The organism is uncultured Veillonella sp. (genome assembly GCF_963551295.1).
Classification (GTDB): domain Bacteria; phylum Bacillota; class Negativicutes; order Veillonellales; family Veillonellaceae; genus Veillonella.
The window spans coordinates 1-14,534 of record NZ_CAUVFT010000030.1 but is presented as its reverse complement, the minus strand read 5'-3'; the positions used below and the strand labels follow the sequence as shown (position 1 = coordinate 14,534).

Annotated in this window: 7 protein-coding genes and 1 riboswitch; of the genes, 6 read left to right on the top strand and 1 reads right to left on the bottom strand. The window is 42.9% G+C overall.

The window, feature by feature from the left end:
• Positions 1-52: 52 nt before the first annotated feature.
• The gene (gene rarD, locus RYO55_RS08070) at positions 53-949 is read right to left on the bottom strand and encodes an EamA family transporter RarD (RefSeq protein ID WP_314984980.1); all 897 of its coding nucleotides are present in this window, start codon (positions 947-949) and stop codon (positions 53-55) included.
• Positions 950-1,151: 202 nt separating this feature from the next.
• A riboswitch (cobalamin riboswitch) is annotated at positions 1,152-1,327 on the top strand.
• 288 nt (positions 1,328-1,615) lie between these two features.
• Between rarD and RYO55_RS08065 the strand changes: the two genes are divergently transcribed.
• The 6 genes from RYO55_RS08065 to RYO55_RS08040 form a co-directional block, all read left to right on the top strand.
• Positions 1,616-3,778 (top strand): methylmalonyl-CoA mutase family protein, encoded by a 2,163-nt coding sequence (locus RYO55_RS08065; protein ID WP_298606232.1) that lies wholly within the window; start codon positions 1,616-1,618, stop codon positions 3,776-3,778.
• 4 nt (positions 3,779-3,782) lie between these two features.
• On the top strand, positions 3,783-5,975 hold the full coding sequence (gene scpA / locus RYO55_RS08060) for a methylmalonyl-CoA mutase (RefSeq protein WP_314984977.1): 2,193 nt from the start codon (positions 3,783-3,785) through the stop codon (positions 5,973-5,975).
• Positions 5,968-7,110: a methylmalonyl Co-A mutase-associated GTPase MeaB gene (gene meaB, locus RYO55_RS08055; protein WP_314984976.1), complete on the top strand. Its 1,143-nt coding sequence runs from the start codon at positions 5,968-5,970 to the stop codon at positions 7,108-7,110. Before scpA ends, meaB begins: the two co-directional genes overlap by 8 nt.
• A gap of 181 nt (positions 7,111-7,291) precedes the next feature.
• On the top strand, positions 7,292-8,182 hold the full coding sequence (locus tag RYO55_RS08050) for a DUF3829 domain-containing protein (protein WP_314984975.1): 891 nt from the start codon (positions 7,292-7,294) through the stop codon (positions 8,180-8,182).
• A 186-nt stretch (positions 8,183-8,368) separates the two neighbouring features.
• Complete coding sequence (locus RYO55_RS08045; protein WP_314984974.1) at positions 8,369-8,755, top strand: helix-turn-helix domain-containing protein; 387 nt, start codon at positions 8,369-8,371, stop codon at positions 8,753-8,755.
• 186 nt (positions 8,756-8,941) lie between these two features.
• Positions 8,942-14,534, top strand: a 5,593-nt coding sequence (locus RYO55_RS08040; protein WP_314984973.1) for an ESPR-type extended signal peptide-containing protein, incomplete at its 3' end; no start/stop codon positions are given.

Below are 14,534 nucleotides of genomic sequence, written 5' to 3'. Positions count from 1 at the left end.
AAAGCTGTATTAAATGAGAATTCCATTTGATACAGCTTTTTGGTAATGTATTCTATTTTTTTATCTTAATACGTGTCGTCATTTGATTGGATAGGGTGAACAATACGAGTGCCACCCAGATACAGCCGAAGGCTATGAGTTGGGCTGTACCAAAGCTTTCACCAAAGTAGAAGATGGCCAAGAAGAAGCCCATGGTAGGGGATAGGTATTGTAAAAAGCCGAGTATGTTCAGTGGCAATAGGTGGGCACCGTATGAAAAGAGGATGAGCGGAATCGATGTGGTAAGGCCGGCGCCGATGAGGAGGAGACCGGTCGGTGTTAGGTTTTCGATAAAGGCCCACGAGGTGGTGTCCATAACCGCTAAATACCACAATGCCATCGGTGTGACGAGCCATGCCTCGAAGGCGATGCTCGAAAATGGATGGATGGTGAGTCGTTTCTTAACGGCTCCGTAGAGACTAAAGGAAACGGCTAGGATGATAGAGACGATGGGTAGAGTTCCCATTTGAACAGTCATGATGGCCACACCTAAGAATGCAATGGCAATACTCAGTTTTTGTGGCCATAGTAATCTTTCTTTATAGATTAGGATACCCAGCAATACATTGAGCAATGGATTGATGTAATAGCCAAGGCTCGTGTCGAGTACGTGTTGGTTCGTAACGGCCCAAATGTAGGTGAACCAGTTGATGCTGATAAGTATAGCAGCCAGTAATAGTAGACCTAATTGCGTAAGGTGGGTGCGTAAAAGTTGTATGTCCATACGCAGTTGTTGGCGCCCTGTGGCGATGACGAGGAAGAACATCCAAAATCCGGACCAGATGATGCGGTGCGATAGTACGGAAAAGGATGATACTTGGTTTAAAAGTGCCCAATAGAGGGGCAGTAAACCCCAAATTAAACAGCACAGCAATGTGGTGCTGAGACCTTTTTTATTTATATCATTCATGATGCGACCTCCTACTAGTAGACATATTATATCATGATGGTAGCGTAGCAACTTCAAATAACTTAGTTAATTCTCAAAAATTACATCTATGCATTTTCATCATTTTATATATGCATTAGTTATAACCTAAAATTTACTACTTATGATTAACTGTTATGTTCATTGACTTTGTGTATATTTTTACACTATAGTGGACTTAGAACAACGAATACAGAGAATAGGTGTCGCAAGACTTAATAGAGAAATCGGTACAAGCCGATGCGGTCCCGCCACTGTAAGGATGAGCCTGCTTTCAAAATGTCACTGGAGTAATCTGGGAAGGCGAAAGCGAGGCGTTGACTCCAAGCCAGGAGAACTGCCTATTTGATAATCACCGTTATGTACCTACGAGCGATAGGAAGGGGATTGAGGTATGCTTGCTACAGTCTTTGGCTACAGTGTTTTTAGTGTACCTTTCAATATGTAACCTTACGTGTCACTCTCGGGTGGCACGTTTTTTATTTGCCACGCTAGAGAGTCTGTTTCATATATGGCATAGGCTTAGTATAATTGGAGAAGCATCAGATTGATGAATAGTGTGTGCCTATGTAACTCATGTACAAAGCAACTTACTGGTACGGTGCGCTGTTCCCCTGTATGGTTTCAAGTTGAAAAGGAGGCACATATATGTCTGACAAAAAGACTTCAAAGGACGCTGAACGCGATTTACTGGCGCCTGTATCCTTTGATGAATTTGAGAAACCTACGTATGAACGATGGCAGGCTGAGGTTGAAAAGGCGTTAAAGGGTGGCGATTTCCATAAAAAAATGTTCACCAAAACTTATGAAGGTATTACGCTTCAACCGATTTATACACCTGCATTGCATCAGGACAAGATTCCTAAGGGCGTTTACCCTGGCGCAGGCGAGTTCCTACGTGGCACAAAAGCAAGCGGCTATATCAAAGATTCTTGGGGCGTATCTCAATATGTTGATGAATCCTTACCGAAGGATGCCAATCATGCAAGTTTATACGAAGTTGTGAAAGGCGGAACTATTCACAACATTCGTCTTGATGAAGCAACACGTCACGATCAAGACGTGCAAGTAGGCGCATCTGTTGGTGTAGGCGGGACATCCTTGTCCACAATGGATGATTGCAGCCAATTAATTGAACGATTTAATCTTAAGGAAAATCCTTTATACATCGAAACTGGCGCATCCGCAGCGATTTTGCTGGGGATGTTGTCGGCTACTGTGAAAGCTTCTAAAAAGCAAACATCCGATTTGAAAGGTCTAGTAGGTGCAGATCCTATCGGTGTGTGGGTTAAAGACGGTGCTTTGCATATGTCATTGGATACTGCTTTTGATGAAATGGCACATGCTGTTGTATGGGCTAAGGATCAAGCCCCTGAGCTTAAAACTGTGCTTGTATCCGGTGATGTATACGCTAATGGCGGTGCTAACGATGTGCAAGAGGTTGCCTATGCATTGGCAACAGCTGTTTGCTACGTGCGTCAATTGGCACAACGCAACATTGATATTCATACCATCGCTAAGAGCATGATGTTTACATTCTCCATGGGTGCAAATTTCTTTATGGAAATTGCTAAATTGCGTGCGTTGCGCGTGCTTTGGGCTCGCATTATGGAGGCTTTTGGTGCTGATGAAAGCGACCGTGCCGTTCATGTACACGGCAGAACATCTGCTTTCACAAAAACCGTATACGACCCATATGTAAACTTGTTGCGTAACACAACACAAGCATTCTCCGGCGTTGTAGGTGGTCTCAATAGCCTTGAAGTATCTCCATTTGACCAACCAATCCGCAAATCCGATGAATTCTCTCGTCGTATTGCTCGTAATATCCAAGTTATGTTGCAAACTGAATTTGAATTGCGTCAACCAGTTGACCCTGTAGGCGGTTCTTGGTATGTAGAAACCTTGGCTGCTGAACTCTGCGAAAAGATTTGGGATGAATTCCAAACTATTGAGTCTAAGGGTGGCATCATCGCTGCATTGAAGGAAGGTTATCCTCAAGCGCAAGTTAAAACGATTCTTAATGAACGCTTTAAAAACCTTGCATTCCGTAAGGATGTAGCGGTTGGTAACAACATGTACGCGAACATGACGGAAGAATTGCTTGATCCAAAACCTGAAAATCAAGAAACATTGCGTCAAAAACGGGTGGCTCATCTCGAAGAATACTTGGCAACGGCAAATCCAGAAGCGGTTGTAAAAGCCCAATCTACACTTGAAGCAAGCACAACAGAGCCAGGTGCATTGATTGGACTCATCGAACTTGGGGCATTACAAAAAATGACAATGCGTCAAATCCGTAAGGCCTTAGATGCTGGCGATATTTCGTCTGAAACAATTGAACCTATCACAGCTCATCGTTGGACTGAACAATTTGAAGCCCTTCGTATGCGTACGGAAAACTATAAACAACGTACAAAAGATAATGTGAAGGTATTCTTAGCGAATATGGGCCCTATTCCTCAACATAAACCTCGTGCGGACTTCTCCACAGGTTTCTTTGAAGTAGCAGCCTTCGAAGTAATCAAGAATGATGGTCATGAAACGACGGCTGATGCGGCAAAAGCGGCTCGTGAAAGTGGCGCTGATGTGGTAGTTATCTGTTCTACAGATGACACATATCCTGAATTAGTACCACCACTCGCTAAAGAATTGAAAGAAACTATGCCTCATGTAACGGTTATCTTGGCCGGTGCACCTTCTAAGGACCTTGAACCTGTATACCGTGAAGCGGGTGTAGATGATTTCATCTCTGTTCGCGCAAATTGCTACGAAATTCTACATGCGTTACAAGATAAGAAAGGGATGTGAGCTCATGTTTAAAAATCCAGACTTCTCCTCTCTTGGCTTGGAATCTCAGACAGCAACATCTCGCGATGCATGGCTTGCTGAACTTCAAAAAGAAACAGGAAAAAGCTTTGAAGAGTTATACAATACGACGATGGAACAGATCCAGGTGAAACCGCTCTATACGGAGATGGATTATGAAGGAATGACACACCTTGACTACATGGCCGGTGTGCCTCCGTATTTGCGCGGACCTTATTCCACGATGTATGTAACGCGTCCTTGGACAGTACGTCAGTACGCTGGTTTCTCCACAGCGGAAGAATCCAATGCGTTCTATCGTCGTAACTTGGCAGCGGGCCAAAAGGGTTTGTCTATCGCCTTTGACCTTGCTACTCACCGTGGTTATGACTCCGATCATCCTCGTGTAGTAGGTGACGTTGGTAAAGCGGGTGTTGCGGTAGACTCCATCCTCGACATGGAAATTTTATTCTCCGGTATCCCCCTTGATCAAATGTCTGTATCCATGACCATGAATGGCGCCGTATTGCCAGTAATGGCGTTCTACATCTTGGCTGGTGAAGAACAAGGTGTAGATAAAAAGGTTATGGCTGGTACAATCCAAAATGATATCTTGAAAGAGTTCATGGTACGTAATACTTATATTTATCCTCCAGCTACGTCCATGCGCATTATCGGCGATATCTTTGCGTATACATCCCAGTACATGCCTAAGTTCAATAGTATCTCCATTTCCGGCTACCATATGCAAGAAGCGGGCGCTACTGCGGATATCGAATTAGGTTACACATTGGCCGATGGTCTCGAATATATCCGTACCGGTGTTAATGCGGGACTTCACGTTGACCAGTTCGCACCACGCTTGTCCTTCTTCTGGGCAATCGGTAAAAACTACTTCATGGAAGTGGCAAAAATGCGTGCAGCTCGTATGTTGTGGGCTAAGATTATCAATAGTTTCGGCTCTGAAAATCCTAAATCCATGGCACTTCGTACACATAGCCAAACATCTGGTTGGTCTCTTACAGAACAAGATCCGTTCAACAACGTGGCTCGTACATGTATGGAAGCGATGGGCGCGGCTTTGGGCCATACGCAATCTCTACATACGAATGCGCTTGACGAAGCCATTGCGTTGCCTACGGACTTCTCCGCACGTATTGCGCGTAATACTCAGCTTTACATCCAAGATGAAACTAAGGTATGTAAGGTTATCGACCCATGGGGCGGTTCCTACTATGTAGAAGCGTTGACAGATGAATTGATTCGTCGCGCTTGGGGTCATATTCAAGAAATCGAATCTCTTGGCGGTATGGCGAAAGCTATCGATACAGGGCTTCCTAAGATGCGTATCGAAGAAGCTGCTGCACGTCGCCAAGCTCGTATCGACTCTGGTCGTGAAGCGATTATTGGTATCAACAAATATCGTCTAGATAAAGAAGACCCATTGGATATCCTCGACGTAGATAACACGGCTGTACGGGAAGCGCAAATTCGTCGTCTCGAACAATTGCGTGCTAACCGAGATGAAGAAAAAGTTCAATCCTGTCTTGAAGCGATCACAAAGGCTACAGAATCGGGCGAAGGCAACTTGCTTGCTCTTGCGCTTGAAGCGGCTCGTGCCCGTGCATCCTTGGGTGAAATTTCCTTTGCTGTTGAAAAGGTATGCGGTCGTCATAAAGCGGTTATTCGCTCTATTTCCGGTGTATACTCTAGTGAATTTGAAGATGACGATGTAATCAAAGAAGTACGTCAAATGGCGGATAACTTTGAAGAACTCGAAGGTCGTCGTCCTCGTATCATGATTGCGAAGATGGGCCAAGACGGTCATGACCGTGGTGCCAAAGTTATCGCTACATCCTTCGCGGACATGGGCTTTGACGTGGATATCGGACCTTTGTTCCAAACTCCAGAAGAAACAGCACAAGATGCGGTGGATAATGACGTTCATATTGTCGGATTTAGTTCTCTTGCGGCGGGGCATAAGACATTATTGCCTCAACTTGTAGAGGAACTCAACAAGCGGGGCCGTGGAGATATTTTAGTTGCCATCGGCGGCGTAATCCCTGCTCAGGACTATGAATTCCTACGCGAACATGGCGCAGTGGCTATCTTTGGCCCTGGTACAGTTTTGCCTGTAGCGGCTAAAAAATTACTAGAAACATTGACTAGCCACGTTCAAGAAGAAGAGTCTGATGACTGATACTTATCGTCCCGATTGGGTGCCAGAAGAAGCTAAGAAAGATGATACTTATGCGTGCCGCGTAATGAAAGGCGTCAAAGAAATGCACGATGGCCTTTTATCTAGCTCCGCTCATCTGGCTCCGTCGGTACGTCCCGTACAGCGGCGCAAGAAATTAACTGTCGCTGATTATGTACGCGGTATCGAGCAGGGGGACCGCGTTATACTTTCACGGGCTATCACATTAGTAGAAAGTAATAATAAGGAACACTTTAAATTAGCTCAACAAGTGTTACAAGCCATATTGCCTCGTACCGGCAAGGCGTTGCGCATCGGTATTACCGGTGTGCCTGGGGCTGGTAAAAGTACATTTATTGAAGCCTTCGGGAACATGCTCATTGAAGCAGGTTACAAGGTGGCCGTACTTGCTGTAGACCCTACAAGCCAAGTCACCAAGGGTAGTATCTTGGGCGATAAGACGCGGATGGAAACGTTGACGAAACATCCTGAGGCATATATCCGTCCATCGCCAGCTGGTGGCACACTAGGCGGTGTAGCTCGTAAAAGTAGAGAGACCATGCTACTTTGCGAGGCTGCTGGGTACGATATTATTCTCGTCGAAACCGTTGGGGTAGGGCAAAGTGAAGTTACCGTTCGTTCCATGGTAGACTTCTTTATGCTTATCGTATTAACCGGTGCAGGCGATGAATTACAAGGCATCAAAAAAGGCGTTATGGAATTGGCCGATGCTATTGTGGTCAACAAGGCGGATGGGGATAACCTTAAACGAGCTCTTATTGCCCGTAGCGATTATGATCGGATGTTGCATTATATCCGCCCTGCTACGGAAAAATGGAAAACTCAAGCCTACACATGTTCTGCCGTTACAAAGGACGGCCTCGACGAATTATGGGATGTGATCCAAGAATTTACGGAACAAGGTAAAGAAAATGGCGTATTCCTCAAACGTCGTCAAGAACAATCCCTTCGTTGGGTACGTGATATGATTGACGAACACTTGCACAACCTATTCTTTAATAATGTAGTCATTCAAGGTCGCATGGGCGAAGTCGAAGCGGCTGTTTTAGATGGAGAAATGAGTGAATCGCAAGCCGTCGAAGAACTCATAGGCGTCTTTGACAAGTCCTTAACATAATCTCTATACATACAGGCATAGTATCTATACTGCTATCGGTTTGTAATTGATAGGAAATGATAGGTACTATGCCTTTTTTTTGATGAAATGCATAAGTATGACTTTTGTAAAAATCATACTTAGTATATAATTTAGTTATAGATGTATACTTTATGGGTTATTTTAAAAGGAGAGATTTATTTTGAATCCACTAGTAAAAAAACTAACAACAGCAGTATTGTGTGTGACTGCGCTCACATCTCCACTATTTTTGACTGGTTGTAGCTTTTCTAAGGTTGCCAATGGTGTGCAACAAGGTTCTCAAAAGGCATCACAAGAAGACGTTAAAGTGTTTAACAACTACATTAAAGCTGTCGGCGATTTTAACAGTCATACAGTGCGCTTTGGCTATGCTATCGGTCCAGACATCCAAAACCTAAGAGAAGGTCAACATTTAACAAGCTTTATGGCCCCACATTTTGATTCTTTACAAGAGGAATTACAAGCTGCTAAAGATGCTGGCGTGCCATATGATGATATGAAGGAACCTCTTGATAAGGTATTAGCTGTGTTGAAGGAGATTGTACCAGTAGCGAGTGACTTGGATACTTACTACCAAACTAATACATATAAAGCAGATAATTATGCTAAAGAACAACAATTAGGACCTAAATACGTTCAATTATATGATCAATTCTATGCAGCGTATAACCAATTAGATGCAGTGATTCATAAACACAATATGGAAAATCAACAAGCTCACTTAAAAGAACTTAAAGAGTCTGGCAAGAAAAATGCAGCGGCAGCTCAAGAAATTCATTTACGTTTAACTGCTTTATTGGATGGCTTTGAAGAGGGTAAACAAATCGATGTAAATGCAGCTAACCAAGAGTTACAAGGCATCATGGATGTATCCAATAGCATTACTAGTTCGGAATATAACAGTACTAAGTCTTCATTAAATACAGCTATTGGTAGAATTCGTACATTCTTAGGTGACCAAACAAATGATCATTATAATGATATGGTTGAGTCCTATAATAGCTTCATTGGCAGCATGAATCGTATGGATATGAACAAACTTGATAAATAATATCCAGCTATATACGAATAATGAGTGCATTACTTGTGAAAGTCCATACCTCACAGTGAGTACTCAACTGTAGATATAAAAATTTCATACAAAGGTACATAATGAATGTACCTTTAAGGGCTACATCAAACAGCATATCTATTGATGTAGCCCTTTTTGTGCATTTTCTCATAATGGTTTCTTCTCATGCATTCTATTATAACTGAGGAATCAAGGTTTCGTAAACGAGTATGTGAACATGCTATAAAGCATGGAAATAATGCTGAAGCTGCACGCCGTTATCATACTAGTAGACAACAAGTACAACGTTGGGTAAAGCGTTTCGACGGAACTATTGATTCACTTCGATTGTACAGTCGTAAACCACATTCTCATCCTAATCAACACACTGAGGAAGAAGTAGCACTTATCAAGCGTATGCATTCTAAGTTTAAACATGAAGGGCTATCTCAAGTATATGTTGAGGCAAAGAAGCGTGGTTATGAACGCTCATATGGCTCTATGTGCCGACAAATAAGACGACAAGGCCATTTTCTCCGTGGCAGAATGGAAATTATGAATCAAAAGGCATAGGTATTTGTCACAAATGTTTGATTACTTTAAATTAATTATGAAAACAAGATGAAAAAAGTATTGATTTCGATAAAAAATAATGGTAATATCAACTTGATTATCATAAGTATATATTATAAACTTATGATTAAAAGTTTTTAGTGTGTATTAAAATTATAAAATTATTATTTGAATGGGAGTGATGTAATGAATCGAGTCTATAAGGTTGTGTATAATCGCACAAAAGGTCAATATGAAGTAGTGTCAGAATTAGCAAAAAATGGGGGTAAGGCGAATGGTAACCCTCTATTAAAGTCTATTTCGACTTCAGCTAAAGGGTTAAGTAGAGCCTTGTTAGTAGGTATGTTCCTCGTGGGAGGAATCTGCGGTGTGCAGGCGGAAACGATTAATGACGGTGATAAAATTGTTGCCGGTCCTAATATTTCTGTAACTAAGGATGCAACAACTAATACGATTACCGTTGCTGCGACAGGTGTTGCTACTACCGCTGAAATGGCAACAGCTACAACAAATATTACCCAAAATAAGACAGATATTGGGACTAATAAAGCAGCAATCGAAACAAATAAGACCGCTATTGCTGCAAATAAAACTGCGACTGAAACTAATAAGACAGAAATCGCTAAAAACAAGGCGGCTATAGATACTAATAAAAATGACATTGCAGCTAATACCGGTTCTATTAATACTAATAAGACCAATATTCAAGCAAATACTAATGATATCAATACAAATAAGACTGCAATTGGAACCAATAAGACAAATATCGATAAAAATAAAGTCGCCATTGATAAATTGGAAGACCTCAATACTAAATTGGGGTTAGATCCAACTAAACCGGGCATGAAATATTTCAGAGCCAAATCTACAGGTGATGATGCACAGGCACTAGGTGATGATGCAATTGCTGTAGGTGTTAAGTCTTATGCGGGTGCTCAGGATTCATTAGCTATCGGTAATGATGCTCGAGCTTCCGGTAGTGCTAGCAGAAGTGTTGCTATAGGTAATAATGCAACTAGCGGGTCCTTTGCGGGCATGACAGCTGATGGCAACAGCTCCGTTGTCGTTCTTGGCGGTGGGCAGTCCAGCGTATCCATTGGTGATAAAGCTAATGCACGTGGCAATACTTCTATCGCTATGGGTAAAAGGGCCACAGTTTACAATGATGGTGCTAATACTCAACTTGTGAGCAATAGCATGGCAATCGGCACCGATGCTAAAACTATTGCATCAAACAATGCCATAGCTATCGGTAACACTACTACTGTTGAAAAGAACAGCAATAGTGCGATTGCTATCGGTGATGGGACAAAAGTTAAAAGTGAAGCCGGTGTTGCTATCGGTAAGGAGACCGTTGCGTCCGGACAAGACAGCTTATCTCTCGGTACGGAAGCGAAAGCTGGCAATGTAGGTGCTGTTGCAATGGGTAAAAAAGCTTTGGCAGGTCAAGCGGATTCCGTTGCCATCGGTACGGAAGCATTAGCTAATGCAGGTACAGGCATTGCCATTGGTAATAAGGCTGAATCTAACGCTATAGGTTCTGTTGTTGTCGGTAATAATGCCGGTAAAGGTATGGTTGGTGACTTGTTGGGGGCTAAAGGTTCTCATGTTGTCATCGGTGACAATGCCGGTCATGATATAGATGGTCAACAAAATATCGCTATCGGTTATAAAACCGGCAAAGCCGTTAAAAGTGATCATAATGTGGCTATTGGTTCCGAAGCCGGTACAAATATAGGTTCTACCGGTAATACATCAGAAGGCAAAAACGTATCCATCGGTTATCATGCTAATAAAAATGATGCCGTTGTTGCTAGAATTCAATCTACTGCTATCGGTAGTGAAACTATAGCGGCTGATGATGCAGTAGCTATCGGCTATCAAGCTAGTGCTAATGATAATGGCGCTACCGCAATAGGTTTTAACGCAAGAGCAACAGGTGCTGCCAGTGTTGCAATCGGTCAAGGTGCTCGCTCTGAAGATGGCAATATCGCTCTTGGGAATAGTTCAGTAGCGACCGCTGCTATGAATACGGGTACCGGATATTTAACCGGTCAAGCAAAACCAAGAAACGTGGTTTCCGTAGGTGACACCGGTGCATTGCGTCGTATCGTAAATGTAGCGGATGGTTCTGCGGATCAAGATGCAGTTACAGTAGCACAATTGAAAAGATCTATTGATGATACAGTGGCTCGTGTAACGCATGCCGGAGCTGGTGGTGCCGGCAATACCGGGATATTCTACGATACCGTAACGACAAGTTCTGCTGATAATAGCATCACACTTCGCAACACGAGTGGTAAAGGTACTATTATCCGTAATGTGGCGGCTGGTGTATTAGATACCGATGCTACTAACGTGAAACAAGTTAAAGAGTTGGTAGATACTTCAAAAACGCATTACTATTCCGTAAAATCATCAAATAATAATAACTTTAATAATGACTTGGCATCTGGTGTAGATTCCATGGCTGCCGGTGTGAGTGCGAAGGCATTAGGCGAACGAAGCGTTGCTATTGGTAATAACAATGAAGCTCAAAGTACGGGCAGTATCACTCTTGGTGTAGGCTATTCTGACGGCAATGCTGCAACTGGTCTAAAACAAACACTTGCCATTACCGGTTATGAGTATAACATGGCTATCGGTGCCGGTGCTCAATCCGCAGGTAATAGTTCTATTGCTATGGGTACACTGGCTACATCATCCATTAAAAATCAAGGTGATGCGGTAGATAAAGCGATTGCCATCGGTTATTCCGCAGGCGTATCCGACAACAAGGCGATTGCTATCGGTAGTGATGCTAAAAGTAACAGTAAGAGTGCGAGTGCATTAGGTGATACAGCACAAGCTTTAGCTAATGATGCTCTTGCTATCGGTACACAAGCACAAGCATCCGGAAGTGCATCCGCTGCAATTGGTGCAAGAAGTGCCGTATCTGGTGCCAATACATATGTGGTAGGTAGTGATAACAGTAACAATCCGGCAGGGACTGGAGCTACTATTGCAGCTACTAATTCCGGTGTATTCGGTAATCAAAATCGTTTAGAAGGTAATAAGAATAGACTTGTCGGTAATAGCAATACTGTTAAATTGGAATCCATGGCGTTATTGACAACACCTAAGAAAATCGAAGATGTGATGATTACCGGTAATGATAATACTGTTTCCGGTGATCCTGATGCGTCTACTCAAGGCGATGCAGGCAATATCCTCGGTATTTCTGTAACAGGTTCCAAGAATACTATTCAAGCCAAAAACAGTGGCAACAAAGATCTTAAAAATATCGGTATTGTAGGTAATAACAATACCATCGACACATCCAATACAGCACGTGATCTCTCCGATACTCAGATATTGGGTAGCGATGTGACGGCAACATTGGGTAATTCCGTATACTTAGGTAGTAAATCCGCTTATGTAGCTGCCGGTGCCAGTACAAAAGGCATGGATGCATACACAGGTAACGGTACCTATAACTATGCGGGCGGTATACCTGCAGGCGTAGTTACTGTCGGCTCTGTAGGCAAGGAAAGACGAATCCAAAACGTAGCAGCTGGTTTGGTAAGTACCACAAGTACAGATGCTATCAATGGTAGCCAATTGTATAACCATACATTACCATTGCGCTTTGGCTCCGACAATTCTACAATCGGTGCTACCGCGGCGGCTGACAACAATGTGATACACCGTGGTTCCAATCAAGCCATGTCTATCCTTGGTGGTGCGAACGGAAATAATTTAACTGATAATAATATCGGTGTCGTTACAGAAGCCACAAATAATAAGATGACCGTAAAATTGGCGAAGGATCTTAATGGTCTTAATACCGTGAATGCTAATACGGTTAAAACCGGCGATACTGCGATGACAACGGATGGTGTGACTATTAACAACGGTCCTAAGATCGTTAAGACCGGTATCGACGCAGGTGGTAAGAAGATTACCAATGTAGCTAATGGTACTGATGACAGTGATGCAGTTAACTTCGGTCAATTAAAATCTCAAAGTGATGCATTGACTGCAAAAGGTTTTGGTATCAAAGCGGAAGACGGCAACAAGGTTCATAAAGCTCTTGGTGAAGATGTTGACGTGATTGGCGATGGCAAGAATATCTCTACAAAGGTGGACGGCACATCCGTTCGTGTCGCTATGAAAGACGATATTACCGTGACCAGCGTAACAGCTCAAGATGGCAATGGTAACAAAACCGTTACTAATGCAAACGGTGTAACGACTGAAGATAATGCAGGCAACAAGACCGTTGTTAATAAAGACGGTATTACCATCAATAAAGTAGACCCAACAGGTAATAAGACCGTATCTTTAACAGGAGATGGCCTAAATAATGGCGGTAACCAAATCAAGAATGTAGCTAAGGGTACAGACTTAACAGATGCTGTTAACCTTGCTCAATTACGTGACGAAATCAGTTCCAATGCGACTAAACTTGTGGACGGTAAAAACACAACCGTTGAAGGCGACGGTTCTGCTAATAATCCGTATAAAGTCAATGTAAGCGACGACTTAGTGCTTGGTAAGAAGGGTGCTGACGGCAAAAACGGCTCTATCGGCGTTAACGGTAAAGACGGCTCCGCTGTAGTAATCAATGGCAAAGACGGCTCCATCGGATTGAACGGCAAGGACGGTGCTAACGGCATCTCCATCAAGGGTGGCGAGGGCAAAGCTGGCGTTGACGGCACTAGCATCACACGCCTCGTTGTGGAAGAAAAGAATGGTACTAAACATGACGTAGCTACATTGGATGACGGCATGAAGTACGGTGGTGACACAGGAAATGTCATCAATAAGAAACTTAATGAACAAGTAAACGTAGTTGGTGGCATTACGGATGAAACTAAATTGACTACCGATGACAATATCGGTGTTGTATCTGACGGTACGAACAATTTGAAAGTACGGTTAGCTAAAAAACTTACCGGCTTAGAATCCGTTACGACCGGCAATACGACTATAAATACCAATGGTGTTACCATCAATAATGGTCCTTCTATGACGACAAATGGTATCAATGCTAACAGCACAAGAATCCAAAACGTTGCCAATGGCACCAGCGATACTGATGCAGTAAATCTCGGCCAATTGAAATCTCAAAGCGATGCATTGACTGCAAAAGGCTTCGGTATCAAAGCGGAAGACGGTAACAAGGTTCATAAAGCTCTTGGTGAAGATGTTGATGTGATCGGTGATGGCAAGAATATCTCTACAAAGGTAGACGGCACATCTGTTCGTGTCACCATGAAAGACGATATTACCGTGACCAGCGTAACAGCTCAAGATGGCAATGGTAACAAAACCGTTACTAATGCAAACGGTGTAACGACTGAAGATAATGCAGGCAACAAGACTGTTGTTAATAAAGATGGTATTACCATCAATAAAGCAGACCCAACAGGTAATAAGACCGTATCCTTAACAGGAGATGGTTTAAATAATGGGGGCAATAAGATTACCAACGTTGCTGACGGTGTTGATGATAATGATGCAGTCAATGTAAATCAGTTGAAAAAAGCGACTGCAGCCGGGACTACTACCGTAAGTGCGGGCAATAATATTACTGTTACAAAAACTACGAATCAAAATGGTTCCGCGAATTATGAAGTTGCGCTTAAAGATCAAGTGACATTGGGTTCAGATCCTACGAAACAAATCGCGCTTGATGGTACTACAGGTACGATCAAGGCCGGCGATAAGGTTACAATCGATGGCAACAAAGGTAATATTACTGCAGGTAAAGTGGCAATCGATGGTGAAAATGGTA

What these genes read in the sequence shown, in the direction of transcription:
- rarD (WP_314984980.1), bottom strand. Translation starts at nt 949, where the DNA reads ATGAATGATATAAATAAAAAAGGTCTCAGCACCACATTGCTGTGCTGT.
- meaB (WP_314984976.1), top strand. Translation starts at nt 5,968, where the DNA reads ATGACTGATACTTATCGTCCCGATTGGGTGCCAGAAGAAGCTAAGAAA.
- scpA (WP_314984977.1), top strand. Translation starts at nt 3,783, where the DNA reads ATGTTTAAAAATCCAGACTTCTCCTCTCTTGGCTTGGAATCTCAGACA.
- RYO55_RS08065 (WP_298606232.1), top strand. Translation starts at nt 1,616, where the DNA reads ATGTCTGACAAAAAGACTTCAAAGGACGCTGAACGCGATTTACTGGCG.
- RYO55_RS08045 (WP_314984974.1), top strand. Translation starts at nt 8,369, where the DNA reads ATGCATTCTATTATAACTGAGGAATCAAGGTTTCGTAAACGAGTATGT.